Annotated in this window: 13 protein-coding genes and 1 pseudogene; 8 read left to right on the top strand and 6 right to left on the bottom strand. The window is 70.3% G+C overall.

Going from position 1 to position 24,304, the window contains the following annotated elements; translation table 11 throughout:
- The first annotated feature begins 90 nt into the window (after positions 1–90).
- A complete protein-coding gene (locus ACWD5D_RS22985; RefSeq protein ID WP_451374671.1) occupies positions 91–1,326 on the top strand; it encodes an SWIM zinc finger family protein in 1,236 nt (411 codons plus the stop codon).
- A 302-nt stretch (positions 1,327–1,628) separates the two neighbouring features.
- On the opposite strand, the gene xylA is transcribed toward ACWD5D_RS22985, so the two are convergent.
- On the bottom strand, positions 1,629–2,795 hold the full coding sequence (gene xylA, locus ACWD5D_RS22980) for a xylose isomerase (RefSeq protein WP_451374601.1): 1,167 nt from the start codon (positions 2,793–2,795) through the stop codon (positions 1,629–1,631).
- Between the two features lie 181 nt (positions 2,796–2,976).
- On the opposite strand from xylA, the gene xylB reads away from it, so the two are divergent.
- The 6 genes and pseudogenes from xylB (at position 2,977) to exaC (ending at position 10,123) form a co-directional block, all read left to right on the top strand.
- On the top strand, positions 2,977–4,422 hold the full coding sequence (gene xylB, locus ACWD5D_RS22975) for a xylulokinase (RefSeq protein WP_451374600.1): 1,446 nt from the start codon (positions 2,977–2,979) through the stop codon (positions 4,420–4,422).
- Between the two features lie 103 nt (positions 4,423–4,525).
- A complete protein-coding gene (locus tag ACWD5D_RS22970; protein ID WP_451374599.1) occupies positions 4,526–5,734 on the top strand; it encodes an ROK family protein in 1,209 nt (402 codons plus the stop codon).
- A gap of 413 nt (positions 5,735–6,147) precedes the next feature.
- Positions 6,148–6,456, top strand: a complete 309-nt coding sequence (locus ACWD5D_RS22965; protein ID WP_451374598.1) for a hypothetical protein — start codon at positions 6,148–6,150, stop codon at positions 6,454–6,456.
- Between the two features lie 70 nt (positions 6,457–6,526).
- Positions 6,527–7,129 (top strand): annotated as a pseudogene (locus ACWD5D_RS22960) (N-acetylmuramoyl-L-alanine amidase).
- Positions 7,130–7,208: 79 nt separating this feature from the next.
- Positions 7,209–8,543, top strand: a complete 1,335-nt coding sequence (locus tag ACWD5D_RS22955) for a GAF domain-containing protein (protein WP_451374597.1) — start codon at positions 7,209–7,211, stop codon at positions 8,541–8,543.
- A 56-nt stretch (positions 8,544–8,599) separates the two neighbouring features.
- Complete coding sequence (gene exaC, locus ACWD5D_RS22950) at positions 8,600–10,123, top strand: acetaldehyde dehydrogenase ExaC (RefSeq protein WP_451374596.1); 1,524 nt, start codon at positions 8,600–8,602, stop codon at positions 10,121–10,123.
- 758 nt (positions 10,124–10,881) lie between these two features.
- Here exaC and ACWD5D_RS22945 read toward each other — a convergent pair.
- Positions 10,882–11,691 carry a DUF427 domain-containing protein gene (locus ACWD5D_RS22945; protein ID WP_451374595.1) on the bottom strand — a complete coding sequence of 270 codons (810 nt, stop codon included), beginning with the start codon at positions 11,689–11,691 and terminating at the stop codon, positions 10,882–10,884.
- Between the two features lie 535 nt (positions 11,692–12,226).
- Between ACWD5D_RS22945 and ACWD5D_RS22940 the strand changes: the two genes are divergently transcribed.
- Positions 12,227–13,447: a metallophosphoesterase gene (locus ACWD5D_RS22940; protein ID WP_451374594.1), complete on the top strand. Its 1,221-nt coding sequence runs from the start codon at positions 12,227–12,229 to the stop codon at positions 13,445–13,447.
- 279 nt (positions 13,448–13,726) lie between these two features.
- Here the strand turns inward: ACWD5D_RS22940 and ACWD5D_RS22935 are convergent, their stop codons facing one another.
- The 4 genes from ACWD5D_RS22935 to ACWD5D_RS22920 all read right to left on the bottom strand — a co-directional run bounded on the left by ACWD5D_RS22935 (position 13,727) and on the right by ACWD5D_RS22920 (position 23,417).
- Entirely contained in the window at positions 13,727–15,328 is a 1,602-nt protein-coding gene (locus tag ACWD5D_RS22935; RefSeq protein WP_451374593.1) for a M4 family metallopeptidase, read from the bottom strand.
- A 146-nt stretch (positions 15,329–15,474) separates the two neighbouring features.
- Positions 15,475–16,455, bottom strand: a complete 981-nt coding sequence (locus ACWD5D_RS22930; RefSeq protein WP_451374592.1) for a LysR family transcriptional regulator — start codon at positions 16,453–16,455, stop codon at positions 15,475–15,477.
- An 880-nt stretch (positions 16,456–17,335) separates the two neighbouring features.
- Positions 17,336–20,884 (bottom strand): discoidin domain-containing protein, encoded by a 3,549-nt coding sequence (locus ACWD5D_RS22925; RefSeq protein ID WP_451374591.1) that lies wholly within the window; start codon positions 20,882–20,884, stop codon positions 17,336–17,338.
- Positions 20,885–21,020: 136 nt separating this feature from the next.
- Positions 21,021–23,417, bottom strand: a complete 2,397-nt coding sequence (locus ACWD5D_RS22920) for a ricin-type beta-trefoil lectin domain protein (protein ID WP_451374590.1) — start codon at positions 23,415–23,417, stop codon at positions 21,021–21,023.
- Positions 23,418–24,304 lie beyond the last annotated feature (887 nt).

The raw sequence follows: 24,304 nt of genomic DNA, 5'->3' as shown, positions 1-24,304 counted from the left end.
GGAGACGTGCACGATCCCAGCGAGACGCACACGCACGTTCCGAGCGAGGCCCACGGGTACGAACGCGGACTGGAGCGCACGTTCGCCGCGATGCCGCCCGCGCGCGGACGCGGATTCGCGCAGACCTGGTGGGGCCGCGCCTGGCTGGGCGCTTTGGAGGACACGGCGTTGGACGGCGCCGCCGTGAAGGCAGGGCGCGGGCTCGCACGCGCGGGAGGCGTCGGCGCGGTGACGGTACGGCCGGGCCGGGTCACCGCCGTCGTCCGTGACCGGGGCGGGGCGGCGCACCGGGCCGACGTCCTGGTGCCGGAGCTGTCCGACGCACAATGGGGCCGGCTTCTCGATCTGGCCGTGGAGCGCGCGGGACACCTCGCCGCGCTCCTCGACGGGGAGCTGCCGTCGCTCTTGATCGAGGACGCGGCCGTCAGGGGGATCGACCTGCTTCCGGGCTTGGGCGATCTTGAGCCCGAGTGCGACTGCGGCGCGTGGGACCACTGCGGTCACACCGCGGCTCTCTGCCATCAGGTGGCACGCCTGCTGGACGACGATCCGTTCGTGCTGCTGATGATGCGTGGCCGTGGAAAGAGGGCCTTCCTGGAACAACTGCATGTGCGCAGCACCGCACCCGGCGAAGAGCCGGCCGAATCGGTGGGTGTGGACGCGATGGAGGCTTGGGCGGCTTCGGACATCCTGCCCCCGCTGCCGGATCTGCCGAACCTACCGGACGTGCCGGGCAAACCTCCTTCTTTCGACGCCGAGTCGGCACCGGCACTCGGAATCGATCCCACAGCGCTGAGATACCTGGCCCGGCGAACGGCCGTGGAGGCCCATAGGCTGCTCGCCCAGGCCCTCCACGGCAGCGGGGAGGAGCGGACCGTCGCGAAGGCGTTGACGGTGCGTCAGGACGCCGTACGGCTTGCCGACGAGACAGCCCCGGATGCCGTCGCCGACCGCCTCGCCGAAGGATCGGGCCGAGACCTGGACGGACTGGAGACGGCTGTCCGTGCCTGGCGCCTGGGCGGTGCGGCGGCGCTGGCCGTCCTGGACGAGAAGTGGCAGGTGGACGAGGTGGCACTCGCCCGCGCGCGCGTGGCGCTGGAGCAGGCCTGGGAGTGGGTGGAACGGCCGTCGTTCCGGACCGACGGCAACCACTGGACCGTCGTCGGCGAAGGTGTCCAACTGCGGCTCGACCAGCAGGGCCACTGGTGGCCGTACCGCCAGGAGGGCCGGCGCTGGGTCCCTGCCGGCACGGCGGACCGGGACCCTGCCGCAGCGCTGGCTGTGGCACGGATCGACCCCAAGGTCCATCCGGTGTCGGAAGACTGACGATTCACCAGGACATGTCGAAGGCCTAGGACGTCAGTCACGCTGATTTCTCGGTAGCCGGCTTGCGGGCCATGAAACCGGCGAACTTCCACTTCATGTCTTCATCGGGCTCCTACACCACCACGCGGGACGCCATCGACTCGTAGGTCTGACGCCCCGAGCTCATCCGCGGGGCACCGAGAGCGCGGAGCGCCGTAGGGAGGCCGACTTCCCTCGGCCCAGCGCCTCGGGCCCCGTGCATCGGCACGCACGCGTGTGTGCGTGGGAGGCGTCGCACGATCGACGCCCACGCGCCCGCGTGATCAGCTCCGTGCGCCCAGCAGGTGGTCCATCGCCAGCTGGTCGAGCCGTTCGAAGGCCATCCCGCGGGCGGCTGCGGCCTCGACGTCGAAATCCTCGAAGGCCGTGCGGTCGGCGAGCAGGGCCTGCAGGCCGTCCGCCGCGGTGGGCCGGGCCAGCTGGTCGAGGCGCGAAGCCCGCAGTGCCTCCTGGACCTCCGGATCGGCGCGGAAGGCGGCCGACCGCTCCTTCAGGATCAGGTAGTTGCGCATGCAGCCGACCGCCGACGCCCACACGCCGTCCAGGTCCTCGGTCCGCGGCGGCTTGAAGTCGAAGTGGCGCGGCCCCTCGTACCCGGCGCTCTCCAGAAGGTCGACGAGCCAGAAGGCGGCCCGCAGGTCGCCGGCCCCGAAGCGCAGGTCCTGGTCGTACTTGATGCCGGACTGGCCGTTGAGGTCGATGTGGAAGAGCTTGCCCGCCCACAGGGCCTGCGCGATGCCGTGCGGGAAGTTCAGCCCGGCCATCTGCTCGTGGCCCACTTCAGGGTTGACGCCATACAGCTCGGGGCGCTCCAGTCGCTCGATGAAGGCCAGGGCGTGGCCGACGGTGGGCAGCAGGATGTCGCCGCGTGGCTCGTTCGGCTTGGGCTCGATGGCGAAGCGGATGTCGTAATCCTGGGTGGTGACGTATTCGCCGAGGAGGTCGAAGGCCTCCTTCATGCGGTCCAGCGCGGCGCGCACGTCCTTGGCGGCGCCGGACTCGGCACCCTCGCGGCCACCCCAGGCGACGTACGTCTTCGCGCCGAGCTCGACCGCGAGGTCGATGTTGCGGATCGTCTTGCGCAGCGCGTAGCGGCGCACGTCGCGGTCGTTCGCCGTGAACGCGCCGTCCTTGAAGACGGGATGCGTGAAGAGGTTCGTGGTGGCCATGGGGACGGTCATGCCGGTCGCGTCCAGGGCCTGGCGGAAGCGCTTGACGTGCGACTCGCGCTCGGTGTCCGAGGATCCGAAGGGGATCAGGTCGTCGTCGTGGAAGGTCACACCGTGGGCGCCGAGCGCTGCCAGGCGCTGCACGGTCTCGACGGGGTCGAGGGCACGGCGGGTGGCGTCGCCGAACGGATCCCTTCCCTGCCAGCCGACGGTCCACAGGCCGAAGGTGAACCTGTCCTCGGGGGTGGGCTCATAGCTCATGCGGCGGCTCCTCGATGCGTACGACTATTTCGTCATGGCCGTTTACAAATTAGTATGCGAACACAGCCTGTGGGAAGGGACAAGGTGTCCTCGACGACGGGTCGGCACGGATCGGTGTCGTCGAGGGACACCGTTGCCCGTTCACAGCAGTCCCGCAGAGCCGCGGAAGAGGGAGAGCCCGATGTCAGCAGCCGAGGGTCCGCTCGTCGTCGGCGTGGACAGTTCCACCCAGTCCACGAAAGCGCTGGTCGTCGACGCATCCACCGGAGAGGTCGTGGCGAGCGGCCAGGCGCCGCACACCGTGTCGTCCGGTGCCGCCCGGGAGAGTGATCCGCGCCAGTGGTGGGACGCCCTGTGCGAGGCACTGCACCAGTGCGGTGACGCGGCGCACGAGGCGGCCGCGGTTTCGATCGGTGGCCAGCAGCACGGCCTGGTCACGCTGGACGAGCGGGGCGAGCCGGTACGTCCGGCCCTGCTGTGGAACGACATCCGCTCGGCGCCGCAGGCGCGCCGGCTCGTCGAGGAGCTGGGCGGGCCGAAGGCCTGGGCCGAGCGCACCGGCAGTGTGCCCGGCGCGTCGTTCACAGTGACGAAGTGGGCCTGGCTGGCCGAGCACGAGCCGGACGCGGTCCGGGCCACCCGGGCCGTACGGCTCCCCCACGACTACCTGACCGGGCACCTCACCGGCGAGGGCACCACGGACCGCGGCGACGCCTCGGGCACCGGCTGGTGGGCGTCCGGCACGGAGACGTACGACGAGGAGACCCTGGCGCACATCGGCCTCGATCCGGCGCTGCTGCCCCGTGTGGTGCGGCCCGGCGAGATGGCCGGCACCGTACGCGACAGCCACGACCTGCCGTTCTCCAAGGGCACCCTGGTGGCGCCGGGCACCGGCGACAACGCGGCCGCCGCTCTCGGCCTCGGTCTGCGTCCGGGCACCCCGGTGCTGAGCCTCGGCACGTCCGGGACGGTGTACGCCGTCTCCCGGCACCGCCCCACCGATCCGACCGGCACCGTGGCCGGTTTCGCCGACGCGCACAGCGACTGGCTGCCGCTGGCCTGCACCCTGAACTGCACGCTCGCCGTGGACCGCGTCGCCGCCCTGCTGGGCCTGGACCGAGAGGCCGTCGAACCCGGCACATCCGTCACCCTGCTGCCGTACCTGGACGGCGAGCGCACGCCGAACCTGCCGCACGCCTCGGGACTGCTGCACGGGCTGCGCCACGACACGACCGCCGGCCAGCTGCTGCAGGCGGCCTACGACGGCGCGGTCCACTCGCTGCTCCGCGCGCTCGACCTCGTCCTCGACGAGGATGCGGACCGCAGCACCCCGCTGCTGCTGATCGGCGGGGGCGCCCGCGGAACGGCCTGGCAGCAGACGGTACGGCGGCTTTCGGGGCGGCCCGTCCAGGTGCCCGAGGCACGGGAACTGGTCGCCCTCGGTGCCGCGGCACAGGCGGCGGGCCTGCTGACCGGCGAGGACCCGGCCGCGGTGGCCCGCCGCTGGAACACGGCCGCGGGACCGGTGCTGGAGGCTGTCGAACGGGACGAGCAGACGCTGAACCGGATCACCGGGGTACTCTCCGACGCGGCCCCACTGCTGGAGCGGGGGACGGAGTCCAGCTGAACCCGGCCGCGGACGGGAGGGACGGAGGGCCGGGCCCGCTCGGGGACGCGTGCCCTGACACCCCGGACCGGATTCGGCCGCCCACACGAGGATTGACGGAGGCATGACCGCACCGCTGCACGAGACCCGCCCGCCCGGGACCGGGCGCGCCCTGCCGGACACCCAGCAGGGCATGCGCCGGCGCAACCTGGCACGGGTCCTGCATGCCGTCAGGGCGGAGGGTCCGCTGTCGCGGGCGGCGGTCGCGTCGCACATCGGCCTGACACGGGCAGCGGTGTCGACTCTCGTGGACGAGCTGGTCCGTCAGGGTCTGCTGGAGGAACTGGGCCCCGGGCGGCCGGGCCGGGTGGGGCGGCCCGGATCGGCGCTCACGCTGAGCGGCCGCGGGCCCGCCGGTATCGGCGCGGAGGTCGGCGTCGACCACCTCGCCGTGTGCGCGGTCGATCTGCGCGGCGCGGTCCGCGCACGGGCGGTGCGGCACGTCGCGAACCGGGGCCGCACCCCCGAACCGGTGATCGAGGAGCTGACGGCCCTGGTCCGCCGGGTCGTGGCCGAGGCGGAGCCGGAGGGGCTGTGGCCCGCCGGGCTCGCGGTCGCCGTGCCGGGTCTGGTTGCCCGGGACGGCCGTACGGTCGTACGCGCGCCGAACCTCGGCTGGAACGACACTGACCTCGGCGCCCTGCTGCCCGAGGGACTGCCGCTGACCGTGGACAACGAGGCCAACTTCGGTGCTCTGGCCGAACTCTGGCTCGGCACCGGCACACCGCGCGACTTCCTGCACGTGTCGGCGGAGATCGGCATCGGTGCCGCGGTCATCGTGGACGGACGGTTGCTGCGCGGCACCCGGGGGTTCGCCGGCGAGCTGGGCCATGTGCCCGTCCGGCCCGACGGGCCTTCCTGCGGGTGCGGCGGACGGGGATGCCTGGAGCAGTACGCGGGCGAGGAAGCAGTGCTGCGCGCGGCCGGGCTCGAGACGGAAGAGGACGTGGTCGGGCTGCTCGCGCAGCGGGCCGAGGCGGGCGACGAGGCAGTACGGCGTGCCCTGCACGACGCCGGGACCGCACTCGGTATCGCCCTGACCGGGGCGGTGAATCTGCTCGATCCCGAGACGGTCCTGCTGGGCGGGGCTCTGGCAGGCCTCGCCCCGTGGCTGTTGCCTTCCCTGGAAGCCGAGTTGACCGGCCGTACGGCGGGGCCCGCCTGTCCGGTGGCGGTGTCCGGGCTGGGCCCGGAGGGTCCGCTGCTGGGTGCCGCGCACTCGGTCGTCCGGGCCGTCCTCGACGATCCTGCGTCGGTGGCGGAACGACCCTGAAGGGGCGGCGGGCCGACGGGCCGGCCCGCCCGGTCCGAGGCTCGGCATCAGTGCTCGCCCCCGCTCCCAGGTCCGGCCCTGTGCCCGGGGACCGGTCAGGTCCGCTCCCGGCTCCGGAACCGGGACCAGGACCGGGGCCGGGGCCGGGGCCGGGGGCCGGGGCGGGGTCCCCGAGGGTGTCCCGGTGAGTTTCCCCGCATGCGGCAACAAGTCCGTCGCTCGATCGAGTGACCGAGTTGCCCACAGCCCGCGCGTTGTCCACGGAAGCGTGGCACGCCCTTCTGCCCAACTCTCCCGGGCCGTACCGTGATTGAGGCGAGACGCGGTCGCTGTTCTTTCGCGGTGGAGCGCTCTCGGCACAAGAACGTGCGCACGTCGAGCAATGGCAGGCTGACACGTATCGGGGGATACACATGCACGGGGAGACGACCGGGACCCTACGGCGCGACGCCATCGGGCTGCGCGAGGTCCTGTTCCAGAGCATCACGGCGATGGCGCCGGCCGCCGCGGTTGCCGCGTCGATTCCGTCGGGCGCGGCCTTCGCGGGCGGCAGTCTGCCGCTGGCGGTCCTGGTCGCCCTGGTGGCGTGCCTGTTCACCGCCTCCTGCGCGGCCGACCTGGCACGTGAGTTACCCGCGGCCGGGTCGGTGGCCAGTGGCCGCCCGCGCGGGAGACGTACCGCGGCCTGCACCAGCGGCTTCGCGAGACCGCCCGGACACTGAGCCTGTGACGCCTCGCCACTGCCCGTGCATGTGACGCCTTCGCCCCCACGCACCGAAAAGGCACCCGACGATGGAACAGAACCGGTCCCGGCCAGGCCTCAGCAGGCGACGCATCCTTAAGGGCACGGCGCTCGCCGCCGTTCCTTACGCGCTGCTTCCCGACCCGCGTGCGGACGCGCAGGCGGCCGTCGACTACCCCTCGGGCGAGTGGCAGCGGGCGAGCACCGGCAACTTCACCTCCTCCGACCGCCCCTGGGCGTACACCATCGACCGGGTGATCATCCACGTCACACAGACGACCTACGCGACCACGCTGGCCGTCTTCAAGAACCCGAAGAAGAACGTGTCCGCGCACTACGTGGTCCGTTCGGCGGACGGGCATGTCGCCCAGTGCGTGCGGGAGACCGACATCGCCTAGCACGCGGGCAACTGGGACTACAACACCCGCAGCGTCGGCATCGAGCACGAGGGCTGGGTGGACCGTCCCGGCTACTTCACCGACGCCCTCTACGAACGGTCCGCGAAGCTGACGGCGGCCATCTGCGCCAAATACGGCATCCCCCGGGACAGGGAGCACATCATCGGCCACTACCAGGTGCCCGGCAGCGACCACACCGATCCGGGACCGAACTGGAACTGGCCCCGGTACATCAGACTGGTCAATTTCGTCTAGGCGGACGTCGAACCGGTTGTCCGCAGGAACACCGCGCGTGACGATGGTCCCAGCAGATTCACCGTCCGGGGAGGCCGAATTGACCGATCCGTGGGTGGCCCTCGAGCCGGGGGCCGACCCCGCCGAGCGGGTCCAGGTGCTGCGCCGGGCGCACGAGACGTTCGCCACGGCGGGCATGGTGCCCCAGCCTGTGCGGTCGGTGGTGGCGGAGTCGTGGCGGCGCAGTGCGCGGGCCGGTGTGGGGCCGGACGGCGCGGCGAGCGTGGAGCTGACCGACGGCGACCTCGGCGCCTACCGGGCCGAGCATCCGCTGGCCCGGGTGATGCCGCTGTTCCGGGAGTTGATGGGCACGTTCGCGGCGGACGGCGAGCATCTGCTTGCGGTGTGCGACGTGCACGGCAGGCTGCTGTGGGTGGAGGGACATCCGGCGACCCGGCGCAGAGCGGACGGGATGAACTTCGTGCCGGGGGCGCGCTGGTCGGAGACCGCGGTCGGCACCAACGCGCCCGGCACGGCGGTGGCCGTGGACCGACCCGTGCAGGTCTTCGCGGCGGAGCACTTCATCCGGCGGGTGCAGCCGTGGACGTGCGCGGCCGCGCCGGTGCACGATCCGCGCACCGGGCGGGTGCTCGGTGCCGTCGACATCACGGGCGGGGACCGGCTGGCGCACCCGCACAGCCTGGGTTTCGTGCAGGCGGTGGCGCGGGCCGCAGAGTCGCATCTGGCACTGCTGGCGCCGCCCCCGCGGACCGAGGGCACTCCGCTGCTGAGCGTGCTGGGCCGCGACGAGGCCGAGCTCCGCCTGGACGACGGGCGGCGGATCAGGCTCAGCCGCCGGCACAGCGAGATCCTCATCCTCCTCTCCCGACATCCCGAGGGCATGAGCGGCGACGAGCTGCAGTGTGCGCTGTACGCGGACGAATCGGTGACGCCGGTGACGTTGCGCGCCGAACTCGCCCGGTTGAGACGGTTGTTGGGGCCGGGGTTGCTGGCCTCGCGGCCGTACCGGCTGACGGCGGCGGTCGAGTCCGACGCCACCGTGGTGGAACGGCGGCTGGAGGCGGGCGCGCTCACGGCGGCGGTCGGGGGGTACCGGGGCCCGCTGCTGCCGGGTTCGCAGGCGCCCGCGGTCGTACGGCTGCGGCGGCGGCTCGCCGACTCCCTGCGGACGGCGCTGATCTCGCATCGCGACCCGGACCTGCTGACGGACTGGGCGCACGCGCCCTGGGGTGAGGCCGATCTGGAGGTGTGGCGGGCGCTCGCGGCAATGCGGCCGACGGCTCCGGTGCGCGCGCGGCTCGCGGCGCTGGAGGCCGAACTGTCCGTGCCCGCGGTGCCGGGCCGCCGGGCACCGGCCGGCCGGGGAGCCGTGCCGACGCGCGGCGCAACGTACGTGCAACGTCGGCCTGTCTAGCCTCGCGCCGAGAGCTGCCCAACGGCGGGCAGCGCTTCTCCGGGAGGCAGACCAGCATGACCCGTTACGCGGCGCCCGGCACCGAGGGCGCGATCGTCTCCTACCAGCCGCGCTACGACCACTTCATCGGCGGTGCGTACGTGCCGCCGGCCCGTGGGCAGTACTTCGAGAATCCGTCGCCGGTCAACGGGCAGCCGTTCACCGAGGTAGCGCGCGGCACCGCGGAGGACGTCGAGCGTGCGCTGGACGCGGCGCACGAGGCGGCGCCCGGGTGGGGGCGTACGTCGGTGACGGAGCGCTCCGACATCCTGCTGAAGATCGCCGACCGCATGGAGGCCAACCTCGAACCCCTCGCGGTCGCCGAGAGCTGGGAGAACGGCAAGCCGGTGCGCGAGACGCTGGCGGCCGACATTCCGCTGGCCATCGACCACTTCCGCTACTTCGCGGGCGCGATCCGCGCGCAGGAGGGGTCGCTGGGCGAGGTCGACGACGACACGGTGGCGTACCACTTCCACGAGCCGCTCGGGGTCGTCGCGCAGATCATCCCGTGGAACTTCCCGATCCTGATGGCGACCTGGAAGCTCGCGCCGGCGCTCGCCGCGGGCAACGCGGTCGTCCTCAAGCCGGCCGAGCAGACCCCGGCGTCCATCCACTACTGGATGAGCCTGGTCGCGGATCTGCTGCCGCCGGGCGTGTTGAACATCGTCAACGGCTTCGGGGTGGAGGCGGGAAAGCCGCTGGCCTCCAGTCCGCGGGTGGCCAAGGTGGCGTTCACCGGGGAGACCACGACCGGGCGGCTGATCATGCAGTACGCCTCGGAGAACATCAAGCCGGTCACGCTGGAACTGGGCGGCAAGTCGCCGAACATCTTCTTCGACGACGTGTGGGCGCAGGACGACGACTTCCGCGACAAGGCCCTCGAGGGCTTCACCATGTTCGCGCTCAACCAAGGCGAGGTGTGCACCTGCCCGTCCCGGGCGCTCGTCCAGCGCGGTCACTACGCCGAGTTCATCGAGGCGGCCGTCGAACGCACCCGGCAGATCAAGCCGGGGCACCCCCTGGACACCGACACGATGATCGGCGCCCAGGCCTCCAACGACCAGTTGGAGAAGATCCTCTCCTATCTGGACATCGGCCGGCAGGAGGGCGCGAAGGTCCTCACGGGCGGCGAACGCATCGAACACGACGGTGAGTTGAAGGGTGGCTACTACGTCCAGCCGACCATCTTCGAGGGCGACAACCGCATGCGGATCTTCCAGGAGGAGATCTTCGGCCCGGTCGTCTCGGTGACCTCGTTCGACGACTTCGACGACGCCATCAAGATCGCCAACGACACGCTGTACGGCCTCGGTGCCGGCGTGTGGACCCGCGACATCAACACCGCGTACCGCGCCGGCCGCGCCATCCAGGCGGGCCGGGTCTGGACCAACTGCTACCACGCCTATCCCGCCCACGCGGCGTTCGGCGGCTACAAGCAGTCCGGGATCGGGCGGGAGACGCACAAGATGATGCTGGACCACTACCAGCAGACGAAGAACATTCTTTGTTCTTACAGCCCTCGGAAACTTGGCTTCTTCTAGGGCGTGTATCGAACGTGGGCCTTGGGCCAAGGGCGACCAGATCGACGATCCGGGAGGTATACGGCGCGGCAGCCGGTTGCTGAGCCCCGTACGACTGCGGCCCCGCCTATCACAGCCCTCCACTCCGTCACCGGCTGTTCATACAGGCTCGAAAGACGGACCAGACACGGCCGGTGCCACGGAGCAGGGGCGGAAACCGGGATCGATAGGGACTCGGTACAGGAACTCCGTGGCGGACATCTCGTAACGGTTCCACTCCTGGGTGTCCACCTGCATGGCGAGGACCGGCCATGCGTCCACAGCGCCGTCGTCGTGACCTGCCAGAGGAATCTGTCGGCCGAACGCGTGATCCCCATGGGATCCGGCCACCGGTTCCGGGCTCGTGGACCCGGTAAGGCGCCCACGGGCCGACCGAATCGTCGTCGCTCTCCAGCAGGTCACGCCACCAAATCAGCAAGTACCCCGCGCGGGTCCAGCCGGCGTGGCCCGCTGAGCACCGCACCACCGCTCACCACGAACGCACCATATCGAGCGGGGAACAGCGGGGACTCACGGCGAAGGAACCAAGCCCGACGAGGGTTCGCCCCTGCCATACAGCAAGGTCGAATCCCCAACTAGCCTCCGAATGCCGCAGCTTGCCAAGCCGGGGTCCCCCCGAACGGCCGCCCCATGCACCGGTGCACAGGCGACACCGGCAACTACACGACTGCCACCACGGACATGCCGTCCACCCTGATCCGCGGGCGCCGGCGAGCGGCTCAGGAACGTGCCCGCTGCCCCTTGTCCCACTGTGCCCGCGACAGGGCGGTGGGCCGCGGGAGCAGGACGCCGTCCAGGTACAGGTCGACGTGCTCGTTGTAGAAGGCGACCATCCCCGCGATCGCGGCGCACGACACGGTCGGAAAATCGTACGCCCAGGCGAGATCGTCGTGCACGACGGCTCCGCGCACGAACGACCAGTACCCGCTGGTCCTGCCCTTGTACGGGCACGCCGTCACCGTGTCCGAGGGACGCAGCAGGGTCCAGTCGACGTAGGAACGCTCCACGTAGTAACGGGTCGGCAGGCCGGTTTCGAAGAGCTTCACCGAGGACGGCGCGTCCGCCAGGACCGTGCCGTCCACCTCCACGCGCACGCCGCTGGACGAGCGCAGCGCGTCCACCCGGGTGTACGGGCTCCGCGGGTGCACGAAGACCTGCTCTTCCTCCTCGTACCACGCGTCGACCGCGTCCCACCGGAAACGGGCGGTGCCGATGAGTGCCTCCGGGGCTCCCTCGCCCCAGACCCACGCCGCACCTTCACGGACCTCGGAACCGACCCGCAGCGAGTGCCGCCGCGCGGGGCCGGGGCCCAGCCGGCCGGCGCGGCCGTCGTCGCTGAGGACGCCCTCGGCCAGATCCCGCAGCGGAATGCTGTACTGCGGATAGCCGGGCCACTCCCACACGTACAACGCACGCCGGGTGTCGAACACGCACCGGCCACCGACCTGCGCACGGATTCGCCGCGGCACCGGCTCCACATGCCCGACCGGGACGACATGGCCCGGGTAGTCCACGCTTTCGTCCGCCATTCGCGATCACCTCAGTCCGCTCGGCCGCTTCGGCACGTCCAGCTTTTCCGGCAGACGCGCGAACGGCCACTTCTGCCGTCATCCGCCAAGCACAGTGCCGACTGAGGGACGACGACAGCGACGGCGCCATGCCCGACGCGCGCCGCGCCCTGGAGTACATCAAGGCCAGCACACCTTCGGGGGAAGGAAGAGAGAGGATCACGGCTCGTCAGGGTTCGCCGGCCTGTAGTACCGCGGGATCCAACGGCCCACCAGGTATCCGGTGGGCGAACACGATCGGGTGACCGACGCGTGACTGCATGCCCGCGTCCGAGCGTCCATGGCCACGGCCGACGCGCCAAGCGGGATCTCGGTGACCATCGCGATTCCACGGATCGGCCTGTCCGATACGGAAGGACGGGCGCGTGCCCAGCGCACGGGCCACGACGCCCCACTCGATGGCGGTGGGGGGCGGCGCCCATGAACGCCGGTGCGGCCGGCCCGAGGGCGACCGGATACAGTGCGCCAGACGGCAGCCTGGTCAGGGAGGGGAAGCGTGACCGACACCAGCAACACCCGGCCCGCCGAGGGTGAAGCGCAAGCTCCGGGGCGGAGCCGACTGCACCGCCTGATGCGCTACATCCCCCTGATCGCCCCCGTCCTGCTGTGGGCCGTGCCCTGCTGGGTGCTCCTGCACACCGGCCAGCACTGGCCGCTGCCCGTCACGCTGGTCGGCACCGCCCTGTTCGTCCTCGGCCTCATCGGCATGCCGCTCGCGATGACCCGCGGCCACGGCCGGCGTCAGCAGGACTGGGCGGCGGTCATGGGTGACACCCTGCTGGGCAGCAGCTGGGTTCTGTTCACCTGGTCCGTTCTGCTCGGCGTCCTCTTGCGGCTCGCCCTGACCGTGGTCGGCGTCGGCGAGAGCCAGGACCGGGCCCGTATCGTCACGTGGGCCGTCCTCGGCACAACCGCCGTCCTGCTCGCCTGGGGATACGCCGAGGCCCGCCGCGTACCACGCGTACGCCGACTCGACGTACAACTCCCGCGAATGGGTGCCGGGTTGGACGGACTCCGCGTCGTCCTCATCACCGACACCCACTACGGCCCCCTCGATCGCACTCACTGGTCGGCACGGGTGTGCGAGACGGTGAACACCCTGGAAGCCGACCTGGTCTGCCACACCGGCGACATCGCGGACGGCACGGCCGAACGCCGCCGCGCCCAGGCCGTCCCACTCGGCACCGTGCGGGCCACCAGGGCCCGTGTCTACGTCACCGGAAACCACGAGTACTACAGCGAGGCCCAGGGCTGGGTCGACCTGATGGACGAGCTGGGCTGGGAACCGCTGCGCAACCGCCATCTGCTCCTCGAACGCGGAGGCGACACCCTCGTGGTCGCCGGCGTCGACGACGTCACCGCCGAGTCCTCCGGCCTGGCCGGCCACCGCGCCCACCTCGCCGGAGCCCTAAGCGGCGCCGACCCCGACCTGCCCGTCCTGCTCCTGGCACACCAGCCCAAGTTCATCGACCGCGCGGCAGCCGAAGGCATCGACCTCCAACTCTCCGGCCACACCCACGGCGGCCAGATCTGGCCCTTCCACCACCTGGTCCGCATCGACCAGCCCGCCCTCGCCGGACTCAGCCACCACGGCACCCGCACCCTCCTCTACACCAGCCGCGGCACCGGCTTCTGGGGCCCGCCGTTCCGCGTCTTCGCCCCCAGCGAGATCACCCTGCTCGTGCTCCGCTCCCCACACCCGCCCACCTCGCCGTAGCACGGGACGGGCCAACACATCCGCTTGGAGCTGCCCACGAGGCCCGGTGCCTCCTGGCGCCACGGCGGCGGGCGGTCCGCCGTTCGGCGCGGGTTTTCATCGGGCACGGGGGTCGTGTCATTCCAGGAACCGAAACGGTCGCGGACCAGGACACCGCGAACGTCCGCCTTTGCCATCAATTTTCCCGGACACAGGAAGAGGACGCCTGACCAGGGCAGATGCCCGGCAGGCGCCCTTGTCGGACTCGCCTTGGGCCACGAGTCGACATTCGGCCCTGCGTCAGGCGACGTTGACCGCGCTCCAGGCGCCGGCCACGGTGGCGTACTCGGGGCTGGTGGCGCCGTAGAGGTCCTTTGCGGCGTTCAGCGTCGCGGTGCGGGCGCCCTTGTAGTCCGTGGTGGAGGTCATGTAGACGTTCAGCGCCCGGTACCAGATGGCGGAGGCCTTCTGGTTGCCGATGCCCGTGACGGTGGAGCCGTTGCAGGTGGGGCTGTTGTAGGAGACGCCGTTGATGGTCTTGGCGCCGCTGCCCTCGCTCGCGAGGTAGAACCAGTGGTTGCCGACGCCCGAGGAGTAGTGCACGTCGAGCCGACCGACCGACTTCGACCAGCAGTCGGCGGAGCGGCCGTCCAGGGACGGCTTGTCGAAGCGGCGCAGCCACGGCGGGGTGGACTGGTCGCTGAAGAGGTAGTCGGGGGTGTCGACCGGGTTGTTGGCGTACCACTCGACCATGGTGCCGAGGATGTCGCTGGTGGCCTCGTTCAGACCGCCGGACTCACCGCTGTAGCGCAGGTTGGCGGTGGCCGAGGTGACGCCGTGGGTCATCTCGTGACCCATGGTGTCGAGGTCGACCTGCTCGGGGTCGGTGGTGCCGTTGCCGTCGCCGGTCAGCATGCAGAAGCAGGTGTCCGACCACTGGGCGTTGTCCCAGTTGGTGCCGACGTGGACGAAGACGGTGGCGCCGCGGCCGTCGTTCTTGATGCCGTTGCGGCCGAAGGTCGCCTTGTAGTAGTCGAACGTCTTCGCTGTGTTGGCGTGCGCGTCGACGGCGGCGGTGGCGCGGTCGGTGGAGAACTTCGTGCCGTCGCCCCAGATGTCGTCGGCGTCGGTGAACAGGGTGCCGGAGGAGCTCTTCACCGACGAGGACGAGAGGTTGTGCGCGTCCTTGGTGATGTGGCCGCGTACCGGGTCGATCAGGGCGAAGGTGCCGTCGGCCTGCTGGGTGGTGTCGACGGTGACGTCACCGGTGTACTCGGAGTGGCCGGTGCCGGTCGCCTCACGCTCGGCGTCGTAGTTCTCGATCGCCGCGCCGGTGGTGGCGTCGGTGACGAAGACCTCGCCGTGCGGCTGGCCCTTGTCGCCCAGGCCCTGCACGGTGGTGCGCCAGGCCAGACGGGGGGTGCCGTCGGCGGCCCACACGATCAGCTGGGGGGAGGACTTGGCGTCGCGCACCAACCCGTGCGAGCGCCTCAGCGCGCCGGCCGAGGCGCCCTTGGCGTCGACCGCGGGAGTGACGGACTTGAGCGCCACCTTGTGGGCCCTGGCGCGGGTGGATCCCTTGAGCGAGCCGTCGGCCTTCTGGTGGACGACGAAGTCGCCGCCGACGACGGGGAGGCCGTGGTAGGTCCGTTCGAAGCGGACGTGCCGGGTGCCGTCGGCGTCGATCACGACGTCCTTGACGTGGAGTCTCTGGCCCGTGCCGAAACCGAAGGTGTCGGCGTTGCGGGTCACGTTCGACTTGGCCTGGGATATCGCCGTGTCGCGGACGGAGGTTCCGTGCTGCACCGCGTTGGTCTGCGAGTGCGCTGGTACGGCCATCGCACCCGTCGTGATGAGGCCGGCGGCGACCATCGCGGAAAGGGCGTGAAGAGGTCGGGGCATGACGGGGTGATTCCTTCGCTCGTCGTGGGGTGACGGCGTCCGTGGACGCTGACGCGAAGTGTGCACCTGATGACATGTTCCTGACGTGATCCCATCTGGGCTATAACCTCGGAGCTATAGGGCATGGGGAACCGCGGCTCGGCCGGTCACGTGCCGTCGCCGAGGGCGAACTCCTCGCCGCCGTCCTCCCACCAGGCCAGGTACTGCGGCCGCTGCCGAACCAGCGACAGATAGGCGGCCAGCAGACGCTCGCACGCGGCGTGGGCGAGCTCGGGCGGAACCGATTCCGTGTTCCAAGCCAGCAGAAGCCGCCGGTGGAACGGGACGTCCACGAGCGGCCGTTGCACGGTGCCCTGGGCGGAGACATCGGCGGTCGGCCATACGCCGCAGACGGCACGCCGGCCGGCGACCAGGATCTGCGCCACGGACAGGTCCGGGGTCACATGGGCGATGCGCGGTGTGAATCCCGCCGACTGGCACGTGAGATGGAGATACGCGTGCACACCGCTCTCGTCGGCCTCCGGCATGACCCATTCCTCGCCCGCCAGTTCATGGAGGCTGACCGTCTCCTGGCGCGCCAGCGGGTGGTCCTCGGCGAGCAGGACGAAGACCGGCTCGCGCAGCAGTGTGCGCGTCGCCACCGACTCGCCGACGGGAAGGGGGAAGCCCGGGAACTCGCCGAACACCGCGATGTCGCATTTCGACAGGCTCAGCGATCTCACCAGGGTGTGCACGGAACGGCGGGCATCGATGGTGAGCCGGCGTTCCGGGACGAGTTCGAAGAGGGCGGAGATCAGGAGGGACACCAGGGGGCCGGCGGTTCCGCCCGCCCTCAGCGGGGCGGCGACCTCTCTGTCCGTCTGAGCGGCCGATCGCGCGTGCTCGCGCATGCGGTCGAAGCCGACGACGAGGTCACGTGCGCAGCGCAGGACGTACTGACCGTTCTCGTTCGGCTTCACCCCGTCGGCGCCGCGGATGAAGAGCGGGCCGCCCAGCTCGTGTTCGATCCGCCTCAACTGAGCACTCGTGGCCGGTTGAGAGAGCTGCAGCCGTGCTGCGGCCTTGCGGATGCTGCCGGCCTCGGCGACGGTGAGCAGGACACGCAGATGCCGGAACTCAAGGTGCATGCTCATCCCCCGCGCAGGCGCGGGGGACCCATGCACCCCCTGACCAGCAGAACCAGTTGCCCCACGGCATGGTGAACCAGAATCTGCCCGGCCCGTGGGGGCGGCAACCACGGGACGGCAAAACCTACGTGCGAACGCGGCGGCGTTGCACCGGCATCACGGTCCCAGTCTGCATATATCGGCATGATTCGCCGGACTTCCCTTGTCCCTGACAGGCCATCGGGCCGGATGGAACCTGTAGGCGTCGGAGGGGCCGTGCCAGTGGTCGCGCCGGCCGCCGCAGCGCTCCGTCCGCGATCCCACGGCCCGATGTGCGTGGGAAACAGCGCACCCCGGATGCTGTCGGTCAAGTCCGGATGGGCGCCGGGTTCGATCAGGTTCAGCACCTCGTGGGTGTCGGCGGACAAGGCGGTTCCGGTGGGCCAGGAGCCGGAAAGACGCGGTGGTACGCCGGCACATGGCTGACCCGATTCCCGCCGGTCAAGGAGCGATCGGCCGCTGGACGTCGGTGTTCATCGTGAAATCCGGGCTCCCATCGGGCCAATCGTTGGCGCACCAGGGAGCCAGGCCCGCCGTCAGCCCGGCCGCGCGGTCCGAGGTCGCCCCTGTCGCGACCCCCGCGCCCCTTGACGCGGGCGCGGGGCACGGACGATCGCGCGGGCCAACGTCGTTTCGCCGGAGTCGGCCGGGCCACGATTCGCACCAGGACGCATAGAGATCCTTCGTGGGCGTCCGTGCGGGGCGTGCGGCCGCTCCACATTCGCCCCCAAGCAGTCCTCAGACACCGCCTCGGCAGGACCGTGCGCCGGTACGCCTGGGCTTTCTCGCCGACGTCGTCCTGGTCACCCGGTCCTCCTGGCCGGCGAAGTGAGGGCCATCCTCAGGCAGGCGCTCCATAGAGGATCACCTCCGCGATACCCGCGACGGTCTGCGCGCCCCCGCCGCTCACCTGGGTGACAGTGATGCGGATCAGGCGCACGTCCGGCGCTGCGAAGAGTTCGGGGAGGGTGTACTGGCCGCTTCTGGTCAGGCCGGAGAGTGCCGTGTCCCAGGTGCTGCCGTCTGTCGACGTCTGCAGGTCGAAGGTGTACCAGCTGCTGTCCTTGCCCCAGTGGATGCGCACTCCGGCGAGGTCGTGGGCTGCGGCAAGTTCGGCGGTGAGCGTCTGGGGGACCGCCGGGGAGGCGGCGTTCCAGCCGGTACCGAAGGTGATGTCGCCGTCGAAGGCCTTGTCGGGTCCGAAGCCGGTGGCGGCGCTGGACGCCGTGACCGTCTTGATCTGGTCGCGGGCGATCTTCGGCCCGGGGTCGGCCGGGGGCACACCGCCGCTGCCGCCGGGCGGGACCGCGCGGAACTCGCGGATCGAGGGCCACCAGTCACCGGCACCGAGGATGTCGACGCGTACGTGACGCGTCGTGACCTGTACATGATGGACGGCGGTGGTGACCGCCGTGACGTTGTCATGCGCGTCGACGGTCGTCGTCCACGTGGCGCCGTCGTCGGACGTCAGGATCCGGTACCGGTACGCGGTCTCGCCGGTCTCCCAGAGGATCTGGAACTGCTCGACCTCGACGGACGCCCCGAGGTCGACCTGCCACCAGGCCGGATCGGGGCCGTCCCCCACCCACTTGGACTCCGCCGCGTCGTCCACCGCGTCGGCCGGTGCGTGTCCTGACTGGGCGGTGGAGGCGGTCGCCATCTTGAACAGGGCCAGGTTCTGGGCGCCTTGGCTCTCCAGCGTGGAGATGTTCTTCCAGATGGGGTGGGTGCCGTCGGCCACATGCGTTCCGGTGTACGGCTCGGTCCGCACGGTGTACTCGCCACTGGTCAGGCCGGCCGAGGTCGCGGTGAGCCTGAGGGAGCCACTTGCGGTGCCGGTGGCGATCAGGGCGTAGCCGATGCCGCCCTGTGCCTTCTGCGTCTGGACCGCGATCCGCGGTATGTCCGCGCCGACCAGTGTGCCGGCTCCGGTCACCTCGATGTCGAGTGTGGCCGAGGAGTCGACGACGAGGGTGTCGTGGGCGTCAACAACCTTGATGTACACGGGAATCAGGTCGGACCCGTCTGCTACGGGCCGGATCCGGTCGAGCAGCCCGGCGATCGCGCGCAGACCCGCGGCCTCCATCGCCGACAGGGCACGTCCGCGCTTCTCACCGGCCAGGTCGATGAGCGCCTCCACCTTGCCGGGCTCGACCTCGTCCAGCAGCTTGCGGGCGGCCTTCTTCCCGTCCCGCGCGCTGTCACCCAGGGCGAGGGCCAGCAGGTCGGTGAGTGCGTCCCGGCCGCCCGCGTCGTCGGCGACGACCTTCAAATGGTGTGCAGCGCCAGGGGTGTCGACGCGGTGGGTCGCGACGAGCTCGTCGTCCAGGTAGCCCTCTGCGGTGAGCTCTCCGGCGGCGAACTCCGGCAGGACGAAGGTGTAGTACGGGCTGCCGCCCTTGGCCGCCACGTTCGGTGCAGACGCGGCGTTGCCCGCGCGGGTCTGCTCGCCGACGAGGCGGCCGTTCTGGTGGAGCCGGACCCGGTCGGTGTTGCTGAAGACCCGCACTTCCCTTGCGGAGTCGGCGGTGTGGGCGCTGGCGACGAAGACCATCGGGCCGCCGTGGTTCGGATTGGCTGCAGGCTGCATGGACCTGAGCCAGTGGTAGCAGTACTTGGGGTACCGGTCTATGTCGACGGCGCCGGACTTCTGGTAGGTGTCGTTGGTGCCATAGTCCTCGAAGACCCACAGGAAGTAGCCGCCGATCCGGCTGTTGGCGTCGAGTCCGCCCCAGTCCCAGTACCCGTCGCCGTTCAAGTAGCGCTGACGGGTGACGACTTGGTCCACCATCGCGCTCTCGCCGACGGCACGGTCGGTGCGGCTGGGGTCTTCCCAGTCGCCCCACTCGCGGGTGAGGAAGGGCACTTTGGGCGCGGGATCCGAGCCGTCGGTGTTGACGACCTTGTAGTCGACGTCGTACTCGCCGCCCCAGATCCCGTAGTCCGCCGAGGTGAACATCTGGTCGCCCGGCATCTCGGCGTGCGCGACGGTGTCGGCCTCTTTCGCCCACCACTGCGGGTACGCGGTCTCGTTGAGGGAGGTCTCCCAGAGGATCACCGAGGGCCGGTTGCGGTCGCGCCGGATCATCGTGGCGATGTCGCGGTAGGTGCGGGAGACGAAGGTCTGGTCGCCGTTCCAGTTCTGCCAGCCCGGCTCACAGGCCACGACGAGGAGGCCGAGTTCGTCGCAGGCGTCGAGGAAGGCCACATCGTGCGGGTAGTGCGCGGCCCGTACGGAGTTGAACCCGCCGAGCTTCAGGCGCAGCGCCTCGCGGTACTTCATCGAGGCCGGGGCGGCGTCGCCGATGTAGGCGTAGTTCTGGTGGCAGTTGGCGCCGCGCAGGTAGAGCCGCTCGCCGTTCAGGTAGAACCCGTCCGCCTTGAAGTCGATCCGTCGCACTCCGGTCCGCGTGGTGACCGTGTCGACGAGGCGGTCGCCGACGAAGACCTGGCTGACCAGCCGGTACAGATACGGGGAGTCGGGGTGCCACAGGTGCGGCCGGGCCACGCCCATCGACTGGGTGAACGCGTGCCCGTCCTTCCCGGAGATCGTCGCGGCGTCCGTGGCCCGGGCGACGGCCGTACCCTGGGCGTCGTACAGGACCGTGGTGAGTCGGATCCGGGCGGCGTCGGCCGCCTCGTTCACCACGTGCGTCCTGACCTGGGCCGTCGCCCGGAGTGTGGTCGCTTTCGGGTAGGAGACGAAGACGCCGCCCCCGGCGACCAGGTCCTCCTGCAGCGGGTCGGAGATGTGGACCGGGTCCGTCACCCGGAGCGTGACGCCCCGGTAGATGCCCCCGAAGGTGAGGAAGCCGAGCTGGGTTCGGGGTTTGCCGGGCGGGGTGAGTGGGTCGTCGAGGTTCGACACCCGCACGGCGAGGACGTTGTCGCCGTCGAAGTGGACCTTGTCGGTGATGTCCACGACGAAGCCCATGTAGCCGCCTTGGTGCTCGGCGACCTTCTCCCCGTTCACGTAGACGGAGCAGTCGGTCTGGACACCGTCGAACACCACGGTCAGCCGCCGTCCTTCGTGCTGCGGAGCCACCCGGAAGTACCGCCGGTACCAGCCGATCCCCGCGAATACGTCGTACGCCGAGGGATGTTTGCGCTCCAGCCGCATCGTGTGCGGCAGCGACACCGCGGCCCACTGCGCGTCGTCGAATCCGGGCTGCTGGGCACCGGAGACGTCCTCGCGCCAGAACGCCCAGCCCGTGTTGAAGTTCAACACCCGACGCGCGCCCTGCCCAGCGCCGTCGGGCACGGACACAGGCCCGGCCCCGCCGCCCGGCGCGGCGGCGGCCCGCCCGCCGGGTACCAGCGCGGCGCCGACACCGGCCAGGCCGGCGGTGAGCACGCCCCGGCGTCTCACACCATCCACATGGTCGTTCACAGGTCTGCTCCTTCGATGCGTGGGGGTCGGCAATGGGTGACGTGTGGTGCGACGACGGCCGGACCGCATGTGTCGTCGCCGTCGTCGCACCACAGCGATCAGGTCAGGCACGGGCGCCAGCGCACGCCGTGCACCTCTACGACAGGGTCCAGCGCTGATTCGCCGCCGTGCCGTCGCAGTCCTGGATCACCAGCTGCCTCGTCGTGTCGGACCCGGGCACCGCAAGGCACCGCCCGGACTGCTGCCCCTGAAGAGTGCCGTCGACCTGGGGCACCCACTGCTGGTTGCCGCCGCCGTTGCACGCCCACAGTTCGACCAGGGAACCGTTCTCGGTGCCACCGCCGGTGACGTCCAGGCACTTGCCAGCCGAACTGCCCAGCCGCAGCTGTCCGTTGCCCCACCACCACTGCTGCCCGGGACTGCCGTCGCAGTCACCGGCCAGGGCCCGGCTGCCGTCGGCGTCGGCGCCGTTCTCCGCTTCGAGGCAGGCTCCCGCCAGGCCGGAGGTGACGGCGCCGAGGTGCTGCGGCGACGGTGCGCCCGGGGTGAGGACGAAGTTGTCGAACTGCTGGGTCTGATAACCCGTCACCCCGAGCCCGGCCTGGCCGCTGCTGAGCGAGTAGTCGGTCACACTGCCGAGCTCCTTGCCGTCGACGGAGGCGGTCAGCTTCGTGTCCTGCAGGGTGAAGGCGACGGTGTGCCACTTCTTCAGTCCGAGGGTGTCGGTCCGTCCCCCGGTGAGCCGGGTGAACTTCCACGTGGTGTCGCTCTTGTCGATCGACCAGGTGCCCTTGTCGCTCACGCGGAGGTGGTACGCGTTCAGGCCGTTGTTGTTGCGGCCCTGCTGACCTACCCGGCCGAGGAGTTCCACCGTGCCCTTCTCACTGAACAGGACGTCAGCGGTGACGGTGTAGTTGGTCCAGGACCCGTCGCCCGTGATCGAGTACGGGGCGTTGTAGGGCTCGTCGGTCCACCGGATCGGGCTGGTCGGCGCCATCTGCCGCAGACAGGTGCCGGAGCGGCCTCCGGCGCACGCCGTGGTTTCGAAGGCGCCGTTCATGTCGGTGAAGTACCGGGGGCTCTTCGATGCGGCGCGCTTGTCGAAGTCGTCGGAGTACGGCAGTTGCAGAGCGGTCTTCTCCGGGGACGTCGCGGTGCCCTTGCCCTGGCCGGTGGTCGTCGTGAGGGTGTAGACGTGGCCGGGCTTGAGGGTCAGCGTGTACGAGCCGTCCGAGGGCGTGATGTCCGCGCCCTGCACGAAGTCGTCGTCCGTACCGGCCGAGGCGACGTCGGTGGACCAGACATGAACCGTTCCGGTCGACAGCCCGCCCCGGACGGTGAGGTTGACGGTCTGCTCCGCGGTGGCGTCCATCGTCTCGATCACGGTGGAGTAGTCGGAGCCGTCGGGCGACTTCAGGGACACGTAGCTGCCGTTGGAACGGTCTGCGCCCAGATAGCCGCTCGCCGAGTCGATGTAGCTCCAGCCGGGCCGGGTGAACTGGGCGGTCTGTGCGGTCACCCAGGTCGTCGCGCCGATGTGGTACGCGCCGGACCAGGGCTGGTTGGCGATCGACATGCCGTCCGTGGAGAAGGAGAGGTTCGGGTAGAGCGCGGCGATCACCGGCCAGTTGACGAACGCCGTCATCCTGCCGTCGATGTAGTCGCGGTTGATCGCGCGGGCCACGGCCTTGGCTCCGCCGTCGGTGTCGAGGGACCCGTTCTCGCTGGCCCACAGTGGCTTGCCCATGGACTGGGCCACGTCGCTGGAGGGGCATGAGGTGAAGGCGCTCTGGTAGCCGCAGGGGTAGTGCGAGCCGATGACATCGACGACGTCCTTGAACTCACTGTCCTTGGCCATCGCGTCGGCGACGTCCCAGCCGAAGCTCTCGGCCGCGACGACCTTGGTGCGGTAACCCTTCGCCACGAGCGTCGACTTGAGCTTCTTGAACCAGTCGGCGTCCCAGCCCCGCTCGTTCCAGCCGCCCACGTAGTCGATGGTCAGTCCATGCTGCTTGGCGCAACCGAACCAGGACATCAGGTAATCGATCATGTCCCGCGACCAGAAGTTCCCGTTGCCGATCCATCCCGGCGCTCCCCAGGACAGCGCCTGCAGCTTGATGCCGGGATTGCGGGCCTTGGCCTGTTCGGCGAGCCACCACTCGTAGCCGCTGTCGCAGTCCATCTTGTCGCGGGTGTGCATATGGCTGGGTTCGGCGCCGTCGGTGGAGTTGGTGTCGCCGCCCACTTCCAGCTTCAGGAACTGCAGGGACGCGCCGTAGCCGGGCTTGAAGAGGTAGTCGAGGATCCGGCTGCGCTGGGGCTCCGGGTAGTCGATCAGGAGCCGTGAATTTCCGCCGCCGCCGCTGATCGCGCCGATGCCGTCGAAGGTGCGGCCGGGCTGGGTGCCGTCGACGGTGACGGCCGTACTGGTGGCCGCATGGGCACGCGGTGCGCCCCAGGCGGTCGCGGCGCCGAAGAGCAGTGCAAAGAGCGCGGCGAACAGCACCGGTCTCCACTTGCTTGTCCAGGTCATGTCGACTCCGAGGTGGAAGGGGAGTGCGTGATCGTTCCGACAGACACCGACTGCGATGTTCGGTTGTGGTGGATTACTGGAGGCACGGACGACACATCCGCACCCGCGTCAAGCCACGAATCATCGGAGCTCGACCCCGTCGAGTTCACTCCCTGCGACTCAGGTGAGGCCATGGACGAATGTCGAACGGCCTTGGACTTCTGTCCACCGCGTCGCCAACTCACCAAAAAGCAAGGGCACTTGAGAAAGCGCTTACCGTTGAGGTAGCCGACCGGCCGGACGGCCGCAAGGCGAAACGAAATCGACCCATCCGCCCTCCCGCGCCGCCCGCGCGCCGACAAAGCCGCACCAGAACCCCTGACGCCCGACCACCCGGGCGGCCCTCGTGGGTGCTACTGTTGGATCATGTTTCCTTCTGAGTGAAGGGTGGACCCTCGACGGCGCGATCACCCTTCCCTCCGCCTTCAGGAGCCGTCACGAGACTCCCGCCAGCCCTCGCCTCCGCCCACGGCCTCGGGCGCCGCACCATCGTGCGCGGACTGTCGTAGCAGAAGCAGACGAAGAACCTCCTGGTGCCGTACCCGCCGAAGAACCCGGGCTTCTTCCAGGCACAGAAAAGGGCGCCTGAACAGGCAAGATGTCCGTCAGGCGCCCTTCGCAGCGCACGGCTGAGCGGTAAGTCGAGATGCGCCCTTACTTCCGATGGCTGGAATGGCGAAAGCGGCCGAATTGGCGGGTGCGGCACACCTGATGCTCGTGGACGGGATCTCGTACCTGGACCCCGAGCCGGCTGTGTTCGAGGCCATGCCGGAGGGGTGGACCCGCTGTTCTGCGAGTACCTCACCGACCCTCGCTACGGCTGGATGTCTGTCTGCCAGGAGCGCCTC

This window comes from Streptomyces sp. NPDC002520, assembly GCF_053595235.1.
The sequence above is the reverse complement of the archived record's forward strand: the minus strand, read 5'-3'. Positions and strand labels throughout refer to the sequence as shown.

Coding starts and splice junctions, on each gene's coding strand:
- ACWD5D_RS22970 (WP_451374599.1), top strand. CDS start 4,526: ATGACCGCACCGCTGCACGAGACCCGCCCGCCCGGGACCGGGCGCGCC.
- xylA (WP_451374601.1), bottom strand. CDS start 2,795: ATGAGCTATGAGCCCACCCCCGAGGACAGGTTCACCTTCGGCCTGTGG.
- ACWD5D_RS22985 (WP_451374671.1), top strand. CDS start 91: ATGCCGCCCGCGCGCGGACGCGGATTCGCGCAGACCTGGTGGGGCCGC.
- ACWD5D_RS22965 (WP_451374598.1), top strand. CDS start 6,148: ATGCACGGGGAGACGACCGGGACCCTACGGCGCGACGCCATCGGGCTG.
- ACWD5D_RS22945 (WP_451374595.1), bottom strand. CDS start 11,691: ATGGCGGACGAAAGCGTGGACTACCCGGGCCATGTCGTCCCGGTCGGG.
- xylB (WP_451374600.1), top strand. CDS start 2,977: ATGTCAGCAGCCGAGGGTCCGCTCGTCGTCGGCGTGGACAGTTCCACC.
- ACWD5D_RS22930 (WP_451374592.1), bottom strand. CDS start 16,455: ATGCACCTTGAGTTCCGGCATCTGCGTGTCCTGCTCACCGTCGCCGAG.
- ACWD5D_RS22935 (WP_451374593.1), bottom strand. CDS start 15,328: ATGCCCCGACCTCTTCACGCCCTTTCCGCGATGGTCGCCGCCGGCCTC.
- exaC (WP_451374596.1), top strand. CDS start 8,600: ATGACCCGTTACGCGGCGCCCGGCACCGAGGGCGCGATCGTCTCCTAC.
- ACWD5D_RS22920 (WP_451374590.1), bottom strand. CDS start 23,417: ATGACCTGGACAAGCAAGTGGAGACCGGTGCTGTTCGCCGCGCTCTTT.